Origin of the sequence: Streptococcus milleri (assembly GCF_900636525.1) — a bacterium.
Lineage (GTDB): Bacteria > Bacillota > Bacilli > Lactobacillales > Streptococcaceae > Streptococcus > Streptococcus hominis.
In genome coordinates, this window is sequence record NZ_LR134288.1 from 179,728 (window position 1) to 198,863 (window position 19,136).

The 19,136-nt window shown below is 40.4% G+C and carries 17 protein-coding genes; all 17 read left to right on the forward strand.

Annotation, left to right across the window (positions count from 1 at the left end; all coding sequences use genetic code 11):
- The first annotated feature begins 30 nt into the window (after positions 1 to 30).
- Positions 31 to 3,669: a DNA-directed RNA polymerase subunit beta' gene (gene rpoC / locus EL087_RS00960; protein WP_003032220.1), complete on the forward strand. Its 3,639-nt coding sequence runs from the start codon at positions 31 to 33 to the stop codon at positions 3,667 to 3,669.
- Between the two features lie 131 nt (positions 3,670 to 3,800).
- Complete coding sequence (locus EL087_RS00965; RefSeq protein WP_126406222.1) at positions 3,801 to 5,000, forward strand: phosphoglycerate kinase; 1,200 nt, start codon at positions 3,801 to 3,803, stop codon at positions 4,998 to 5,000.
- A gap of 514 nt (positions 5,001 to 5,514) precedes the next feature.
- Positions 5,515 to 6,045: an FUSC family protein gene (locus tag EL087_RS00970; protein ID WP_126406225.1), complete on the forward strand. Its 531-nt coding sequence runs from the start codon at positions 5,515 to 5,517 to the stop codon at positions 6,043 to 6,045.
- 76 nt (positions 6,046 to 6,121) lie between these two features.
- Complete coding sequence (locus tag EL087_RS00975; RefSeq protein WP_003028467.1) at positions 6,122 to 6,481, forward strand: MerR family transcriptional regulator; 360 nt, start codon at positions 6,122 to 6,124, stop codon at positions 6,479 to 6,481.
- A 37-nt stretch (positions 6,482 to 6,518) separates the two neighbouring features.
- Positions 6,519 to 7,865: a type I glutamate--ammonia ligase gene (gene glnA, locus EL087_RS00980; RefSeq protein WP_106079126.1), complete on the forward strand. Its 1,347-nt coding sequence runs from the start codon at positions 6,519 to 6,521 to the stop codon at positions 7,863 to 7,865.
- A gap of 184 nt (positions 7,866 to 8,049) precedes the next feature.
- A complete protein-coding gene (locus EL087_RS00985) occupies positions 8,050 to 8,415 on the forward strand; it encodes a DUF1033 family protein (protein WP_126406228.1) in 366 nt (121 codons plus the stop codon).
- Positions 8,416 to 8,484: 69 nt separating this feature from the next.
- Positions 8,485 to 9,426 (forward strand): competence type IV pilus ATPase ComGA, encoded by a 942-nt coding sequence (comGA, locus tag EL087_RS00990; protein ID WP_126406231.1) that lies wholly within the window; start codon positions 8,485 to 8,487, stop codon positions 9,424 to 9,426.
- Positions 9,368 to 10,390 carry a competence type IV pilus assembly protein ComGB gene (comGB, locus tag EL087_RS00995; protein ID WP_182465780.1) on the forward strand — a complete coding sequence of 341 codons (1,023 nt, stop codon included), beginning with the start codon at positions 9,368 to 9,370 and terminating at the stop codon, positions 10,388 to 10,390. The genes comGA and comGB overlap by 59 nt, the downstream gene beginning before the upstream one ends.
- Complete coding sequence (comGC, locus tag EL087_RS01000; RefSeq protein ID WP_003028473.1) at positions 10,387 to 10,704, forward strand: competence type IV pilus major pilin ComGC; 318 nt, start codon at positions 10,387 to 10,389, stop codon at positions 10,702 to 10,704. Before comGB ends, comGC begins: the two co-directional genes overlap by 4 nt.
- Positions 10,664 to 11,092, forward strand: coding sequence for a competence type IV pilus minor pilin ComGD (gene comGD / locus EL087_RS01005; RefSeq protein ID WP_037566697.1), 429 nt, complete (start codon positions 10,664 to 10,666; stop codon positions 11,090 to 11,092). Before comGC ends, comGD begins: the two co-directional genes overlap by 41 nt.
- Positions 11,064 to 11,357 (forward strand): competence type IV pilus minor pilin ComGE, encoded by a 294-nt coding sequence (gene comGE / locus EL087_RS01010; RefSeq protein ID WP_126406234.1) that lies wholly within the window; start codon positions 11,064 to 11,066, stop codon positions 11,355 to 11,357. The genes comGD and comGE overlap by 29 nt, the downstream gene beginning before the upstream one ends.
- Positions 11,341 to 11,778 (forward strand): competence type IV pilus minor pilin ComGF, encoded by a 438-nt coding sequence (comGF, locus tag EL087_RS01015; RefSeq protein ID WP_049513212.1) that lies wholly within the window; start codon positions 11,341 to 11,343, stop codon positions 11,776 to 11,778. The genes comGE and comGF overlap by 17 nt, the downstream gene beginning before the upstream one ends.
- Positions 11,759 to 12,085: a competence type IV pilus minor pilin ComGG gene (gene comGG, locus EL087_RS01020; protein ID WP_269470973.1), complete on the forward strand. Its 327-nt coding sequence runs from the start codon at positions 11,759 to 11,761 to the stop codon at positions 12,083 to 12,085. The genes comGF and comGG overlap by 20 nt, the downstream gene beginning before the upstream one ends.
- A 71-nt stretch (positions 12,086 to 12,156) precedes the next feature.
- Entirely contained in the window at positions 12,157 to 13,110 is a 954-nt protein-coding gene (locus EL087_RS01025; protein ID WP_003039058.1) for a class I SAM-dependent methyltransferase, read from the forward strand.
- 46 nt (positions 13,111 to 13,156) lie between these two features.
- A complete protein-coding gene (locus EL087_RS01030) occupies positions 13,157 to 14,356 on the forward strand; it encodes an acetate kinase (RefSeq protein WP_126406237.1) in 1,200 nt (399 codons plus the stop codon).
- Between the two features lie 386 nt (positions 14,357 to 14,742).
- A complete protein-coding gene (gene glmS / locus EL087_RS01035; protein ID WP_126406239.1) occupies positions 14,743 to 16,557 on the forward strand; it encodes a glutamine--fructose-6-phosphate transaminase (isomerizing) in 1,815 nt (604 codons plus the stop codon).
- 427 nt (positions 16,558 to 16,984) lie between these two features.
- The gene (locus tag EL087_RS01040; protein WP_126406243.1) at positions 16,985 to 19,108 is read left to right on the forward strand and encodes an ATP-dependent Clp protease ATP-binding subunit; all 2,124 of its coding nucleotides are present in this window, start codon (positions 16,985 to 16,987) and stop codon (positions 19,106 to 19,108) included.
- The last annotated feature ends 28 nt before the right edge of the window (positions 19,109 to 19,136 follow it).

Genomic DNA, 19,136 nt, shown 5'->3' on the forward strand with positions numbered 1-19,136 from the left:
TCAATAGATAATAAAGAAAGGTAAGAAATAGTGGTTGATGTAAATCGTTTTCAAAGTATGCAAATCACCCTAGCTTCTCCTAGTAAAGTCCGCTCTTGGTCTTATGGGGAAGTGAAGAAACCTGAAACAATTAACTACCGCACACTAAAACCAGAACGCGAAGGGCTTTTTGATGAAGTCATCTTTGGTCCTACGAAAGACTGGGAATGTGCGTGTGGAAAATATAAACGGATTCGTTATAAAGGAATCATTTGTGACCGTTGTGGTGTTGAAGTAACTCGTACTAAAGTTCGTCGTGAACGTATGGGACATATTGAGTTGAAAGCACCTGTCTCTCATATTTGGTATTTTAAAGGAATCCCAAGCCGAATGGGCTTGACCTTGGACATGAGCCCTCGTGCCCTTGAGGAAGTCATCTATTTTGCAGCTTATGTGGTGATTGATCCTAAAGATACACCACTTGAGCACAAATCCATTATGACGGAGCGGGAATATCGTGAACGCTTACGGGAATATGGTCAAGGCTCCTTTGTTGCAAAAATGGGTGCTGAAGCAATTCAAGATCTCTTGAAACAAGTAGATTTGGAAAAAGAAATTGCAGAGCTCAAAGATGAATTAAAAACGGCAACTGGACAAAAACGTGTCAAGGCTATTCGTCGTTTGGATGTTTTAGATGCCTTCCAAAAATCTGGTAACAAACCAGAATGGATGGTCTTAAACATCTTGCCAGTTATTCCGCCAGACTTACGTCCAATGCTTCAGTTGGATGGTGGGCGCTTCGCTTCTTCTGACTTGAATGACCTTTACCGTCGTGTTATCAATCGGAATAATCGTTTGGCACGTCTTTTGGAACTAAATGCTCCTGGAATCATCGTGCAAAATGAAAAGCGGATGTTGCAAGAAGCGGTTGATGCTTTGATTGACAATGGTCGTCGTGGTCGTCCTATTACTGGACCAGGTAGCCGCCCGCTCAAATCATTGAGTCACATGCTCAAAGGGAAACAAGGTCGTTTCCGTCAAAACTTGCTGGGTAAACGGGTTGATTTCTCAGGACGTTCGGTTATTGCAGTTGGTCCGACACTCAAGATGTACCAATGTGGTGTGCCACGTGAAATGGCTATTGAGCTTTTCAAGCCATTTGTCATGCGTGAAATTGTCGCGCGTGATATTGTGCAAAATGTCAAAGCTGCTAAGCGCTTGGTAGAACGGAATGATGAACGCATCTGGGATATTTTAGAAGATGTGATTAAAGAACACCCAGTGCTCCTTAACCGCGCACCGACGCTTCACAGATTAGGAATTCAAGCGTTTGAGCCAGTTTTGATTGACGGAAAAGCTCTTCGTTTGCACCCACTTGTGTGTGAGGCTTATAATGCCGACTTTGATGGAGACCAAATGGCGATCCACGTGCCCTTGTCAGAAGAAGCCCAAGCAGAAGCACGGATTCTCATGCTGGCAGCTGAGCACATCCTCAATCCAAAAGACGGGAAGCCAGTAGTAACCCCTTCACAGGATATGGTCTTGGGGAACTACTACCTAACTATGGAAGAAGCTGGTCGTGAAGGAGAAGGAATGGTCTTTAAAGACCGTGATGAAGCTGTAATGGCTCTCCGTAATGGCTATGTTCACTTACATACGCGTGTTGGGATTGCGACGGATAGTTTAAACAAACCATGGACAGAAAATCAAAAACACAAGATCCTCTTGACAACAGTGGGTAAGATTCTTTTCAATGATATCATGCCAGATGAATTACCATATTTGCAAGAGCCAAATGCCTCAAACATGGCAGAAGGTGTGCCAGCTAAGTATTTCTTAGAACCTGGTCAAGATGTCAAAGCAGCTATCAGTAAGCTGGAATTAAATGTGCCATTCAAGAAGAAAAATCTTGGAAATATCATCGCTGAAATCTTCAAACGCTTCCGTACAACTGAAACATCTGCTTTCCTTGACCGTTTGAAAGATCTCGGCTATCATCATTCAACGTTAGCAGGCTTGACAGTAGGAATTGCTGATATTCCGGTCGTTGAAGATAAGGCAGAAATTATCGAAGAGTCCCACAAACGTGTAGAACAAATCACCAAACAATTCCGTCGTGGTATGATTACAGACGATGAACGCTACAATGCAGTTACTGCTGAATGGCGTGCAGCTCGTGAAAAATTGGAAAAACGTTTGGTTGCCAACCAAGATCCTAAGAATCCAATCGTTATGATGATGGATTCTGGAGCCCGTGGTAACATTTCTAACTTCTCACAACTTGCTGGTATGCGTGGTTTGATGGCCGCTCCTAATGGCCGCATCATGGAATTGCCTATTCTATCTAACTTCCGTGAAGGTTTGTCTGTTTTGGAAATGTTCTTCTCTACTCACGGTGCTCGTAAAGGGATGACTGATACAGCCCTTAAAACAGCTGACTCAGGTTATCTGACTCGCCGTTTGGTTGATGTGGCGCAAGATGTGATTATCCGTGAAGACGACTGTGGAACCGATCGTGGTCTTGTTATCCGCTCAATTACTGATGGTAAGGAAATGATTGAGCCATTAGAAGAACGTTTGATTGGTCGTTATACGAAGAAATCGGTTAAACATCCTGAAACAGGCGAAATCATCGTTGGTCCAGATGTATTGATTACAGAAGATATGGCGCATGAGATTGTTAGCGCTGGTGTCGAAGAAGTCACTATTCGCTCTGTCTTTACATGTAATACACGTCATGGGGTTTGTCGTCGTTGTTACGGTATCAACTTGGCAACGGGCGATGCGGTTGAAGTCGGTGAGGCAGTCGGAACGATTGCTGCTCAATCTATCGGTGAACCTGGTACACAGCTTACAATGCGTACTTTCCACACGGGTGGTGTTGCGTCTAATACCGATATCACACAAGGTCTTCCTCGTGTCCAAGAAATCTTTGAAGCCCGCAATCCGAAAGGGGAAGCAGTTATTACTGAAGTCAAAGGCGAGGTGACTGCGATTGAAGAAGACGCTTCTACTCGGACTAAGAAAGTCTTTGTTAAAGGGGCAACTGGTGAGGGGGAATATGTAGTACCATTTACAGCTCGTATGAAAGTAGCAGTAGGGGATAAAATCTCTCGTGGCGCTGCTCTGACAGAAGGTTCTATCCAACCTAAGCACTTGCTGGCTGTTCGTGATGTCTTGTCTGTTGAAACTTACTTGCTTGCTGAAGTACAAAAAGTTTACCGCAGCCAAGGGGTAGAAATCGGTGACAAGCACATCGAGGTAATGGTTCGTCAGATGATTCGCAAAGTGCGTGTCATGGATCCAGGAGATACAGACCTTCTCATGGGTACACTCATGGATATCACAGACTTTACCGATGCTAACCGTGATGTGGTCATCTCTGGAGGAGTTCCGGCAACTGCTCGCCCAGTCCTCATGGGAATTACTAAAGCATCCCTTGAAACAAATAGTTTCTTGTCAGCTGCTTCCTTCCAAGAAACCACTCGTGTCCTCACAGACGCGGCTATCCGTGGTAAGAAAGACCACTTGCTTGGTCTCAAAGAAAATGTTATCATTGGTAAAATCATCCCAGCTGGTACAGGTATGGCTCGTTACCGTAACCTTGAACCACAAGCTGTCAATGAAGTCGAAATTATCGAAGATACAACTGTAACAGAACCTGTGGAAGAAACCACTACAGTAGAATAATAAAGAGTCGAGCCTTCTCGGCTCTTTTCATGTTCAAAATTATTTTGTGAAAATTTTCCTTATATCAAGAAAACTTTTAGAAAATATGATATAATAGTTTCGTATAAAATAGAAAAAGGAGTTTTTGTAACATGGCAAAACTTACTGTTAAAGACGTTGAATTGAAAGGCAAAAAAGTCCTTGTTCGCGTTGATTTCAATGTGCCGCTTAAAGACGGAGCTATCACAAATGACAACCGTATCTCAGCTGCTCTTCCAACAATCAAGTATATCCTTGAACATGGTGGACGTGCTATTCTTTTTTCTCACCTTGGACGTGTGAAAGAAGAAGCTGATAAAGAAGGAAAATCTCTTGCACCAGTTGCGGCTGATTTAGCTAAAAAATTAGGTCAAGATGTTGCTTTCCTTCCAGGAGTAACTCGTGGAGCAGAGCTTGAAGCAGCGATTAATGCCCTTAAAGACGGTGAAGTTCTTCTTGTTGAAAACACTCGTTTTGAAGATGTTGACGGCAAGAAAGAATCTAAAAACGATCCAGAACTTGGTAAATATTGGGCAAGCCTTGGAGACGGTATCTTTGTAAATGATGCATTTGGTACAGCTCACCGTGCTCACGCTTCAAATGTTGGTATTTCTGCTAATGTGGACAAAGCAGTTGCAGGTTTCCTTCTTGAAAACGAAATTGCTTATATCAAAGAAGCTGTTGAAAATCCAGTTCGTCCATTCGTAGCCATCCTTGGTGGTTCTAAAGTATCAGATAAGATTGGTGTTATCGAAAATCTTCTTGAAAAAGCTGATAAAGTCCTTATCGGTGGTGGTATGACTTATACTTTCTACAAAGCACAAGGTATCGAAATCGGTAACTCACTTGTAGAAGAAGATAAGTTGGAGGTTGCGAAAGCTCTGCTTGAAAAAGCAAACGGTAAATTGATTTTGCCAGTTGACTCGAAAGAAGCTAATGCTTTTGCGGACTACACTGAAGTAAAAGATACTGAAGGTGAAGCAGTAGACCCTGGTTTCCTTGGACTTGATATCGGTCCTAAATCAATCGCTAAATTTGACCAAGAATTGACTGGTGCGAAAACAGTTGTTTGGAATGGTCCAATGGGTGTCTTTGAAAATCCTGACTTCCAAGCTGGTACAATCGGTGTCATGGACGCTATCGTGAAACAACCAGGCGTGAAATCTATTATCGGTGGTGGTGACTCAGCAGCGGCAGCTATCAACCTTGGTCGTGCAGACAAATTCTCATGGATTTCTACAGGCGGAGGCGCAAGTATGGAGCTTCTTGAAGGTAAAGTATTGCCAGGATTGGCTGCTCTTACAGAAAAATAAGGCGGTCAGTCAGAAATCTATGATTTCGTTGATTGTCATTTCTGATTTTTAGGGGACAACTTCAACTCATCCACTGGAAGAGTCGAACCCTGCAAGGCTGAATAGGTTGGTCACGAGCTTAGCGAAGTGAACTGCCATTCAGCTATTGCGCTATAAGTAGATGAAAAGAGCTGGATGTCAGCTCTTTTCTAGTGCACACGCTAGATTTTCTGCGAAACGAAGTGAGCTAAGAAAATCAGTGGAGGTAAAGATAAAGTACTGCCAGCTCTTGCAGCACTTACGGAACAATAATTCTAAAGGAGACTGGAACAAAAAATTTCCAGTCTCAAATTTATGTAATCATAAATGATGACTGCAGTAGCTGATTGCTCACAGCAGTACTTGAAGGTTGCAGTTAGGATTTGTGGTACAAGCTTCAACCTTTTAGAATGAAAAGAAATTGTTTTCATTTCTTGTAATCATCATTATCTTTTCTCTAAAATATGTTAGAATAAAGATAAAAGGAAATGCGTGAATGGGTTATTTTAAGAAGTATAAGTTTGATAAGTCGAAATTTAAATTAGGAATGCGAACCTTTAAAACGGGGGTCGCGGTTTTTCTTGTTCTTCTTATCTTTGGGCTTTTTGGTTGGAAAGGATTGCAGATTGGTGCTCTGACAGCTGTTTTCAGTTTGCGTGAAGATTTTGATAAGAGTGTCCATTTTGGAACCTCTCGTATTTTAGGAAATAGCATTGGTGGTTTGTATGCCTTGCTCTTCTTTCTCATCAATAACCTGTTTCATGAGCAGTTTTGGGTGACCTTACTGGTCGTTCCTATTTGTACGATGTTAACGATTATGACAAATGTTGCTATGAACAACAAAGCGGGAGTGATTGGTGGTGTTTCTGCCATGCTGATTATTACTTTATCTATTCCAACAGGAGAGACGGTTTTGTATGTATTTGCACGTGTCTTTGAGACTTTCATGGGGGTTTTTGTTGCCATGCTGGTCAATTCTGATGTGGATCGCTTGCGGAAGGTATTGAAATTAAAAAGCGAAGAATAATGTCAGAAAATATAACATGAGTTCTTGACATAGAAATTTTTTCAGATTATAATAGAGCATAAGAAAGGAATTTGCAATGAAGGAAAAAGAATTTCGTCGCAATATGGCTGTTTTTCCCATTGGTAGCGTTATGAAATTGACGGATTTGACAGCACGTCAGATTCGTTATTATGAAGATCAAGAATTGATCAAGCCTGATCGAAATGAAGGAAATCGCCGCATGTATTCATTAAATGATATGGATCGCTTGTTGGAGATTAAAGATTACATTTCAGAAGGTTACAATATTGCTGCGATTAAGCGAAAATATGCCGAGCGCGAAGCGAAATACAAGAAGCCGGTGAGTGAGAAAGACGTTCGTCGAGCCCTTCATAAAGACATTTTACAACAAGGTCGCTTTGCTTCTTCCCTTCCACCATTTGGTCGTATGCATTGACCAATATCAATTTTTTAAATTTCATAAGGAGATACTCATGCCAATTACAGTAGCTGACATTCGTCGCGAAGTGAAAGAAAAAAATGTTACCTTTATCCGTTTGATGTTTTCAGACGTTCTGGGAACGATGAAAAACGTTGAAATTCCAGCGACAGATGAACAGCTGAATAAAGTTTTATCCAACAAAGTGATGTTCGATGGTTCTTCTATCGAAGGTTTTGTGCGTATCAATGAGTCAGATATGTACCTGTATCCCGACTTGGATACATGGACTGTTTTCCCTTGGGGAGACGAAAATGGAAGTGTCGCAGGATTGATTTGTGATGTCTATACGACGGAAGGAACGCCTTTTAAAGGGGATCCGCGTGGAAATTTGAAACGCGCTTTACGTCACATGGAAGAATTAGGATTCAAATCCTTTAATTTAGGTCCTGAGCCAGAATTTTTCTTATTTAAACTTGATGAGAATGGTGATCCAACTCTTGAGGTAAATGATAAGGGTGGCTATTTTGACCTTGCTCCGACTGACCTGGCTGACAATACTCGCCGTGAAATCGTTAATGTCCTTACAACAATGGGATTTGAAGTAGAAGCCAGTCACCATGAGGTAGCTATCGGTCAGCACGAAATTGACTTTAAATACGATGAAGTTCTCCGTGCCTGTGATAAGATTCAGTTGTTTAAGCTGGTTGTTAAGACAATTGCCCGCAAGCATGGTTTGTACGCTACTTTTATGGCAAAACCAAAATTTGGTATTGCTGGTTCAGGTATGCACTGTAACATGTCGCTCTTTAATCAAGACGGTCAGAATGCTTTCTTTGATCCAGAAGATCCAAAGGGCATGCAATTATCAAAAACTGCCTATTATTTCCTTGGTGGTCTGATTAAGCATGCTTACAATTATACAGCTATCATGAACCCAACTGTAAATTCTTACAAACGCTTGGTTCCGGGGTATGAAGCTCCTGTGTATATTGCTTGGGCAGGACGTAACCGTTCTCCGCTTGTTCGTGTGCCAGCTTCACGCGGTATGGGAACTCGTTTGGAATTGCGCTCTGTTGACCCAATGGCTAACCCTTATATTGCTATGGCGGTTCTTCTTGAAGTTGGACTTCATGGGATTGAAAATAAAATTGAAGCTCCTGCTCCGATTGAAGAAAATATCTATGTCATGACAGCAGAAGAGCGCAAAGAAGCGGGTATTACAGACCTTCCTTCTACTCTACATAATGCAGTGAAAGCACTGACAGAAGATGAAGTTGTAAAAGCTGCACTTGGGAACCATATTTATACAAGTTTTGTAGAAGCAAAACGCATCGAATGGGCAAGCTATGCCACTTTCGTTTCCCAATGGGAAGTAGATAACTACCTTGATTTGTATTAATAAATTGGAAACGAGGCTTAGAAAAAGTCTCGTTTTCTTGATGAATGAAAAACGACTAATCAGAATAATGCCACTTTTTTCTACAGTTTTGAGCAAATGGCGAAAAAACTTGTATAATGGAGCATATTTATTGAAAATTATGACATTTTCGGTATAATAAACAGAACAAAGGGAGGTGAAGCAGGTGTATCGTGTTATTGAAATGTATGGCAAAGATGAACCGTGGTGGTTTTTCGACGGCTGGGAAGCTAATATCGTATCAGTACAGCATTTTGATAACTATTATGCTGCTTTAAAATATTATAAACGCCAATGGCTGAAGTTGGCAGATGCTTTTCCTTTCTATAAAAGTCGAAGTGATTTGATGTCTATTTTTTGGGATGCAGGAGATTTGCGTTGGTGCGAGGAATGTGGCGACTCTGTTCAGCAGTATCATTCTCTTGCTCTGTTAGAAAATGATACTGTTATTCCTAAAGAAAAAATGCAGCCGGGCTACAATAAACAAAATAGTGAAGAGGAACATCGTGCCTGCTCTCTAACATTAAAATAATTTGCAAAATGGTGATTTTTTCACCATTTTTTATTTTTTTCTGCGAATAATATAAAGTGAGGAGGAGATATGGTTCAAAACATTGCACAGGCTATTATTTGCCAAGCTAAAAAAGAGCAGGCACAGGATATTTACGTTGTTCCAAAGGAGAATATGTATGAGCTATACATGCGAATTGGCGATGAAAGGCGTTTTATCCAACAGTATGCATTTGAAGAGATGGCAGCAGTAATTAGTCATTTCAAGTTTACCGCTGGGATGAATGTCGGCGAAAAACGTAGAAGCCAGCTAGGATCTTGTGATTATCAATATGGTGATAAGAAAACGTCATTACGACTGTCAACAGTAGGGGATTATCGTGGATATGAAAGTCTGGTGATTCGTTTATTGCATGATGAAGAGACAGAGTTGAAGTTTTGGTTTGCTCAAATCCCAGAGTTAAAAGAATGCTTCAAACAACGAGGGCTTTATCTTTTTTCGGGACCAGTAGGGAGTGGAAAAACGACTCTCATGTACCAACTTGCCCAAGAGCGCTTTGCTGGTCAACAAATCATGTCCATTGAAGACCCTGTTGAAATCAAGCAGCCTAGCATGTTACAGTTGCAATTGAATGAAGCGATTGGTTTGACTTATGAAAATTTGATTAAACTTTCTCTACGGCACCGACCGGATTTGCTAATCATCGGAGAAATTCGAGATGGGGAGACAGCACGGGCTGTTGTCCGAGCTAGCTTGACAGGAGCGACGGTCTTTTCAACCATTCATGCTAAAAGCGTGCGAGGTGTCTATGAACGGTTGTTGGAATTGGGAGTGACAGAAGCCGAGCTGAAAATTGTCTTGCAAGGGATTTGTTACCAACGTTTAATTGCAAAAGGAGGAATAGTGGATTTTGTCAGTGAAAAGTATCAAGAACACGAGCCAAGCGACTGGAATCGACAGATTGATCAGCTTTATGCAGCAGGACATATCAATCTTGAACAAGCAGAAGCGGAAAAAATTATCCACAGTTAAGCAAAAAAAGGTCGTAGAGTTACTGAATAATCTTTTTTCTAGTGGCTTTCATTTGGCAGAAATTATCGACTTTTTGAAGCGAAGTGCCTTGTTAGAAGAAGTCTATGTGGACAGGATGAAAGAGGGTTTGTCAACAGGAAAGCCTTTTTCGGACATCATGGCAAGCTTAGGTTTTTCAGATAACGTGGTGACACAGCTTTCGCTGGCAGAATTACACGGAAATCTCTCACTCAGCCTGAGTAAGATTGAGGAATACTTGGAAAATGTCTCAAAAATTAAGAAAAAGTTGGTTGAAGTGGCGACTTATCCCTTTATTTTGTTTGTTTTTTTGATATTCATTATGCTGGGATTACGTAATTATTTACTCCCGCAACTCGATCGTCAAAATGTAGCAACGCAGATTATCAGTAATTTGCCGCAACTTTTTCTGGGTTCATTAGGAGTAGTCTTTGTTTTGTTAGCGATAGGTTTTTATTGGTTCCAAAAAAACTCAAAAATAACAACATTTGGCTTGTTAGCTCGCCTTCCCTTTTTTGGCGCTTTTATTCAAACGTATTTGACAGCTTATTATGCGAGAGAATGGGGAAATATGATTGGTCAAGGTTTAGAACTTAGTCAGATTTTTCAGATGATGCAAGGACAACGCTCTGCTATATTTCAAGAAATTGGGAAAGATTTAGAAGTTGCGCTGCAAAATGGTCAGGAATTTTCACAAAGGGTTAAAACATACCCATTTTTTAAAAAGGAATTGGGTTTGATGATCGAATACGGCGAAGTGAAGTCTAGATTGGGGCGTGAATTAGAAGTTTATGCTCAAAAAACATGGGAGACATTTTTTAAACGTGTTCACCAAGCGATGAATGTCATCCAACCACTAGTGTTTGTCTTTGTGGCTTTAATGATTGTATTGTTGTATGCAGCCATGTTGCTGCCCATTTATCAAAATATGGAGGTTCAATTATGAAAAAATTAAAAAGTTTGAAGGTTAAAGGTTTTACTTTAGTAGAGATGTTAGTCGTGCTTCTTATCATCAGTGTTTTGATGCTCTTATTTGTACCGAATTTGACCAAGCAAAAAGAAGCGGTGACGGAAAAAGGAAATGCAGCGGTGGTAAAAGTTGTGGAAAGCCAAGCGGAGCTGTTTGAGGTCAATCACACTAATGAAAAAGCGACACTCTCAAAATTAGTCAACGAAGGCACGATTACAGACAAGCAAGCGGCATCTTATAAGGCTTACTATGCGAAACATACAAAAGAAGCTCGTTCCGTTGCAGATTAAGGGATTTACGCTTTTGGAAAGTTTGCTGACTTTATTTATAACGAGTTTCTTATTGCTTGCTGTGTCGGGCTCTGTTCGTTCTTCTTTTGAACAGGTGGAAGAGCAGATTTTCTTTCTGGAGTTTGAGCATTTTTATCGGGAAAGTCAGAAGTTGAGCAGTTCAGCTCAAAGTCAATTGGACATGAATTTTTCTCGCGAGAGGATTTCCAATGGTTACAACCGTTTGGCGGTTCCTCGTTCGATTCAAGCGCCAGAAGATTTGACGCTTCATTTTGATAAGGCAGGTGGTAATTCATCGCTCGGAAAGATTGTCTTTCAGACAAAAAAGCAGACAGTTACGTATCAATTATATCTAGGAAATGGAAAATTTAAGAAAACAACGCGTTAGAGGAACAATTTTATTAGAGGCGCTGCTGGCTTTGGCTGTTTTTGCGACAATTGTGACCCTGTTGTTGGGACAAATTCACCAGTCTCGAAAAGCAGAAAATGACTTGCTTAGAGAAGAAGAAGTTTTAAGGGTAGCTAAAATGGCTTTGCAGATAAAGCAAAGCCATTTGACAATGAACGGTATTGAAGTGCGTGTTGAAACAAGTCAACAAGGTATTCAAATTTATCATGGGAAGGAGCTGATTCTCGGTGTTCAAGGCAAATAAAGTGAAAGCTTTTACCCTTTTAGAGGCTCTGATTGCCTTATTTGTACTCAGCGGAAGTGTGCTGCTTTTTCAGTCAATGACGCGTCTTCTGGCTTTTGAAGTTCAAGCCCGGCAACATAGTGAACAACGAGAATGGCTTTTGTTTGCTGATCAACTAGAAGCAGAGTTGGCTCGTTCTTCATTTGAAAAGGTGGAGAATAATCGTTTATATATGAAACAGGACGGCAAGGTGATTGCATTTGGAAAGTCAAGTGGACAGGATTTTAGAAAAACCAATGCGAATGGGAAAGGTTACCAGCCGATGGTTTATGATGTGAAAAAAGCAGAAATCTCACAGAAAAATGAGCTGATTCATGTCAGACTGACGTTTAGGCGAGGATTGGAAAGGGAGTTTGTCTATCGTGTGGAAACAGAAAGTTAAAGCGGGCATTATGCTCTATGCCCTCTTTATGGCGGCAGTTTTTAGCTTGCTTTTGCAATTTTACCTTCATCGTCAAACTGCTAATCACAGGAATTTCACCCTAAACCGAGAACGAATACAGGCTTATGCAATGGCTCTTCTAGCAAATGAAAATTCTGAGCAAAGGGAATTTGATAAAGGGCATGTCCAAGACCAAAAGAGTGAGAAAGAGCTCATCCTGACAGTAACAATGAAGGCTGGTCGCCGTTATCAATTTTCCTTTCCGACCGAAAAAGTAAAGCAGACGGGTAAAGAATTGAATAAATAAATGATGTGCGTGCAACAGAGTACGCTCGCAAAAAAAGCTAAATTTTGGTATGATAGGGAGCGGAGGATGCTATGAATTTTGAAAAAATTGAACAGGCCTATGCGCTCTTGTTAGAAAATGTCCAAGAAATCCAAAATGAGCTTTTAACGAGCTTTTATGATGCTTTGGTAGAGCAAAATGGCAGTTATCTGGACGGGAATATCGAACTAGATAGTGTTCGACAGAACAATGAAAAACTGAAAGCGTTGAAATTAAACAAAGAAGAATGGCGTCGAGCCTACCAATTTTTGCTGATGAAAGCAGCTCAAACAGAGCCTTTGCAAGCAAATCATCAATTCACTCCAGATTCTATTGGATTTATCTTAACTTTTCTCATTGATCAATTGAGTAAAAAAGAACACATTGATATTTTAGAAATTGGGAGCGGTATGGGGAATTTAGTCGAGACAATTCTCAATAATACACAAAAAAACGTGGATTATCTAGGGCTAGAATTGGACGATCTGTTAATTGATATATCAGCCAGTATCGCAGATGTGATGGACGCAAAGGTCAGTTTTGTACAAGGCGACGCAGTGCGTCCGCAAGTATTGAAAGAAAGCGATGTGATTATTAGCGATTTACCAGTTGGCTTTTATCCTGATGATAGCATTGCGGCGCGCTATGAAGTGGCTAGTACAGAGGAGCATACTTATGCTCATCATCTGTTAATGGAGCAATCGCTCAAGTATCTCAAACCAGATGGCTATGCTATTTTCCTTGCCCCCAATGATTTATTGAGCAGCTCACAAAGTGATTTATTGAAGAAATGGCTACAAAAGCATGCCCAGATAGTTGCGATGATTGCGTTGCCAGAAGCACTTTTTGGAAATGCAGCGTATGCTAAAACAATTTTTGTGCTGAAAAAGCAAGAAGAACAAGTTGTTCAGCCGTTTGTTTATGCTTTGTCCGATTTGCAAGATCAGAACGATTTATTGGAATTTAGCGAAAAGTTTCAAAATTGGAGCAGAGAAAGTGAAATTTAAACAAGTTTTTGATATAATAAATGAAAACGCTTAAAAGAGGTAATTTATGTCAAAAACAATTTCAATCAATGCCGGAAGTTCTAGTTTAAAATGGCAATTATACGAAATGCCAGCTGAAAAGGTCATTGCCAAAGGACTGATTGAACGGATTGGTCTCAAAGACTCCATTTCAACAGTGAAATTTGGCAGTCGTGCAGAAAAGCAAATTTTGGATATTGATGACCACACACAAGCTGTAAAAATTTTGTTAGATGACTTGATGCGCTTTGGTATTATCAAATCCTATGATGAAATCACGGGTGTTGGTCATCGTGTCGTGGCAGGTGGTGAATACTTCAAAGAATCTGCACTTGTTGATAGCGAAGAGGTGATTCAAAAAGTAGAAGAATTAGCACTTCTTGCACCACTTCATAACAAAGCGAATGCAGCAGGAATTCGTGCCTTTAAAGAATTGTTGCCGGATATTACAAGTGTTGTTGTATTTGACACATCTTTCCATACAACAATGCCAGAAAAAGCCTACCGCTATCCATTGCCAACCAAATATTATATAGAAAACAAAGTCCGGAAATATGGCGCTCATGGTACAAGTCATCAGTATGTTGCCAAGGAAGCAGCAAAGGCACTTGGAAAGCCACTTGAAGAGTTGAAGCTAATTACTTGCCATATTGGGAATGGTGCTTCCATTACAGCGGTTGATCAAGGAATTTCTGTAGATACTTCAATGGGCTTTACTCCGCTAGGTGGCGTGATGATGGGAACTCGCACAGGGGATATTGATCCGGCGATTATTCCTTATTTGATAGAGCATACAGAAGATTTTAATACACCAGAAGACATCAATTATATTTTAAACAAACAGTCTGGGCTTCTAGGAGTATCTGAAACATCAAGTGATATGCGCGACATTATTGCAGGAATGCATGAAGGCAATCATAATTGTAAACTGGCTTTTGACATTTTTGTTGATCGCATTCAAAAACATATCGGTCAATATTTTGCTGTTTTAAATGGTGCGGATGCGATTATTTTCACAGCTGGCATCGGAGAAAATTCTGATGAGGTGCGCGAAGCTGTTATTTCAGGTCTATCGTGGTTTGGTTGTGATATTTTACCGGAAAAAAATATACGTGGAGCTGAAGGTATCATCTCAAGTGATGCTGCTAAGGTGAAAGTACTTGTTATTCCTACAGATGAAGAATTAGTTATTGCACGTGATGTTGAGCGCTTCAAAAACCAAAAATAAAACGTTTAATTTACAAGTCATAATATTTAAGAAGAGAAGCTGAGACAGACATTCATGAGCGCCATCCTAATGAATGTCTGTCTCACTCTCTTTCATTTTTGTTTGAAAAAAAGATTGTTGAAGTGATTACCTAATACTCCTGAAACATAAAATGTGGATAAAGATATCTGAATCAACCGTGCAGGTGGGAGAATGAGCTATTTAAAAGTCTTTTGATTTCCTCTATACTTTCTTTTTGAACTATACCAATTTTCTTGTTGACAAATTCACAATAAAATTATATACTGATTTCGCTTGTTTTGGATAGTTGTTATTAGACTATACCAATTTATAAAACGAAGGAGGAAATAGCAGACTTCTGAAAGTTGTTTGCTATAAATAATAGTATGTGTGGAATCGTTGGAATTGTTGGAAATCGAAATGCAACAGATATTTTAATGCAAGGTCTAGAAAAATTAGAATACCGGGGTTATGATTCGGCTGGGATTTTTGTGACCAATGGGAAAACATCTAGTTTGGTGAAATCAGTTGGTCGCATAGCTGATCTTCGTGCGAAAATCGGGATTGACGTGGCTGGAACTGCTGGTATTGGGCATACACGCTGGGCAACGCATGGAAAACCAAGCGAAAGCAATGCGCATCCACATACTTCTCAAACTGGACGCTTTGTTTTAGTGCATAATGGTGTGATTGAAAATTACCTTGACATCAAGAACACTTATCTCGCTGGACATGATTTAAAAGGTCAAACGGATACAGAAATTGCGGTTCACTTGATTGGAAAATTCGTTGAGGAAGAGGATTTATCAGTTCTTGAAGCATTTAAAAAGGCTCTTCATATTATCGAAGGTTCTTATGCCTTTGCTTTGATGGATGCAAAAGATGCAGATACAGTTTATGTTGCCAAAAATAAATCCCCTCTTTTGGTTGGCTTAGGAGAAGGCTACAATATGGTCTGCTCGGATGCTATGGCAATGATCCGTGAAACAAGTGAATTTATGGAAATTCACGACAAAGAATTGGTCATTGTGACAAAAGACAATGTCCAAGTGCAAGACTATGACGGTAATCCTATTGAGCGTGAAAGCTACACGGCAGAGCTTGATTTGTCTGACATTGGTAAAGGCACTTATCCTTACTACATGTTGAAGGAGATTGATGAGCAGCCAACTGTGATGCGCAAACTCATTCAAGCTTACACCGATGAAAATGATCAAGTTTCAGTAGATCCAGCCATTATCAAAGCTGTTCAAGAAGCGGACCGTTTGTACATTCTTGCGGCTGGGACATCTTACCATGCTGGTTTTGCGACCAAGCGCATGCTAGAAGAATTAACGGATACACCGGTCGAATTGGGAATTTCTTCTGAGTGGGGCTACAGATGGCCATTGCTTAGCAAGAAACCAATGTTTATCTTGATTAGCCAATCTGGTGAAACAGCCGACAGCCGTCAGGTTTTGGTCAAAGCCAATGCTATGGGAATTCCAAGCTTGACTGTAACCAATGTACCGGGTTCAACGTTGTCTCGTGAAGCGACTCACACGATGCTACTTCATGCAGGACCAGAGATTGCGGTTGCTTCTACAAAAGCCTACACAGCACAAATCGCGACTCTTGCATTCCTTGCGAAAGCAGTTGGAGATGCTAATGGCAATGAAAAAGCGAAAACGTTTGATTTAGTGCATGAATTATCCATTGTAGCGCAAGCAATTGAAGCTACACTATCTGAAAAAGACGGTATTGACGAAAAAGTGCGTGATTTACTCGCTACAACACGCAATGCTTTCTATATCGGTCGTGGTCAAGATTATTATGTTGCTATGGAAGCTAGTCTAAAGCTAAAGGAAATTTCTTATATTCAGTGTGAAGGATTTGCAGCAGGAGAATTAAAACATGGAACTATTTCCTTGATTGAAGACGGTACGCCAGTATTAGCCTTGATTTCTTCTGACGAGCAATTGGCTAGCCATACTCGTGGAAATGTGTCAGAGGTTGTAGCGCGTGGTGCAAATGTCTTGACTATTGTGGAAGAAAACGTGGCAAAAGAAGGAGACGATATTGTTTTGATGTCTGTTCATCCATATCTATCACCAATTTCTATGGTCGTGCCTACGCAGTTGATTGCTTACTTCGCAACCCTACATCGTGGACTTGATGTGGATAAGCCACGGAACTTGGCTAAATCTGTAACAGTTGAATAATACCTATGAAGAATCATCAAGTGTTGGCTTGGTGATTTTTTTCCCATTGAGATAAAGTGGAAGTCTGATTTAAAAAATTATGTAAAACATAGAATTTTAAACTAGAAAGACTAATATTAAAGTAAAGTCAGTCAGAAAAGAAAAACAAAAATTATGTAAATTTTTTCTAAAAATCTATTGACTTTTTTGTTGTTATAGTATATAATTACATTTGTAAACGGAAAGAAAGTCCGTTACACTCGCTCAAACAAGATGAAATTATTAGCTGTGTTCAGTTAAAGAGATTTCATCTCTATTTTGAGAGAGGATTAAAATTATGTAAACTATTAACTGCCTTTTATATAAATCCAAAAGATAGAGTTACTCACTTTGTCTTATATTTTAAGCAGTTTCGAAAATTATGTAAAATAATAAGTGAGGTACAGATATGAACAACAACTTTGATAACATGGATGATCTTTTCAATCAATTGATGGGAAGAATGGGCGGTTTTAATAGTGAAAATCGGCGTTATCTCATCAATGGACGTGAAGTAACACCAGAGGAATTTGCACAATACCGTGCAACGGGGAAACTTCCGAAACAGGCAATGGAGGCTCAAAATCCACAAATGCAAGGGCAAGCGACTGCTCCAAAACAAGATGGCATTTTAGCGAAGTTGGGTCGTAATTTGACAGAGGAAGCGCGTCAAGATATGCTAGATCCCGTCATTGGGCGTAACAAGGAAATTCAAGAAACAGCAGAAATTCTGTCTCGTCGGACGAAAAACAATCCAGTGCTAGTCGGAGATGCTGGAGTTGGTAAGACTGCAGTTGTTGAAGGTTTGGCGCAGGCGATTGTTAATGGTGATGTTCCTGCTGCTATTAAGAATAAAGAAATTATTTCTGTAGATATTTCGGGATTAGAAGCAGGTACACAGTATCGTGGTAGCTTTGAAGAAAATATTCAAAATTTGGTTTCTGAAGTAAAAGAAGCGGGCAATGTTATTCTCTTCTTTGATGAAATTCATCAAATCCTCGGTGCCGGCAGTACAGGTGGAGATAGTGGCTCTAAAGGTTTGGCGGATATTTTGAAACCAGCCCTTTCTCGCGGGGATTTAACGGTAATTGGTGCGACGACGCAAGATGAATACCGCAACACCATTTTGAAAAATGCAGCTCTGGCTCGTCGTTTCAATGAAGTAAAGGTAAATGCTCCTTCTGCAGAAGATACTTATAAGATTTTACAAGGAATTCGTGACTTATACGAAAAACACCACAATGTTATCTTGCCAGATGAAGTGTTAAAAGCGGCTGTGGATTATTCGATTCAATACATTCCGCAACGCAGTTTGCCAGATAAAGCGATTGACCTAGTGGACGTGACAGCGGCTCACTTAGCAGCTCAACACCCCGTTACAGATGTGCATGCAGTGGAACGTGAAATTGCAGAACAAAAGGCAAAACAAGAAGCTGCGGTTGAAAAAGAAGATTTTGAAACAGCTTTGAATGCCAAGACACGCATTGAAGAGTTGGAAAAGAAAATTGAAAATCATACGGAAGACATGAAAGTGACAGCGACTGTCAATGATGCGGCAGAGTCTGTAGAGCGCATGACGGGTATTCCTGTTTCCAAAATGGGTAGCAGTGATATTGAGCGCTTGAAAGAGATGAATGCGCGTTTGAAGACAAAAGTCATTGGACAAAATGAAGCGGTTGAAGCGGTGGCGCGTGCTATTCGTCGGAATCGTGCAGGCTTTGATGAAGGTAACCGTCCGATTGGTAGCTTCCTCTTTGTCGGACCAACTGGGGTCGGAAAAACAGAGCTAGCAAAGCAATTAGCGCTAGATATGTTTGGTACAAAAGACGCGATTATCCGTTTGGACATGTCTGAATACTCTGACCGTACAGCTGTATCGAAGTTGATTGGTACAACAGCTGGCTATGTGGGCTATGACGACAATAGCAATACATTGACAGAACGTGTTCGTCGCAATCCTTACTCAATCATTCTGCTAGATGAAATTGAGAAAGCAGACCCACAAGTCATCACGTTGTTACTGCAAGTATTAGATGATGGTCGTTTGACAGATGGACAAGGAAATACTGTCAATTTTAAGAATACGGTTATTATTGCTACTTCTAACGCAGGATTTGGCTATGAAAGCTTTACAGGTGACGAAGAAAAAGATATGAAAATTATGGATCGATTGAAACCATACTTCCGTCCAGAATTCTTGAATCGGTTCAATGCAGTTATTGAATTCTCACACCTTGGTAAGGAAGACTTGGCTGAAATTGTTGAATTGATGCTGGCTGAAGTCAACCAAACGCTTGATAAAAAAAGCATCACTCTGACGGTAACGGATGCCGCAAAAGCTTATCTAGCAGAATACGGTTATGATGAAGTCATGGGTGTTCGTCCGCTTCGCCGTGTGATTGAACAACAAATTCGTGACAAAGTAACAGATTATCATCTGGATCATTTGGATGTGAAACATCTCTTAGCTGACCTGAAAGATGGTGAATTAGTCATTGAGGAAGCAACAGATGATTCAGCTACAAAAGCATAATTCTCCAGAGAAGTGGGCAGTTTCCTAT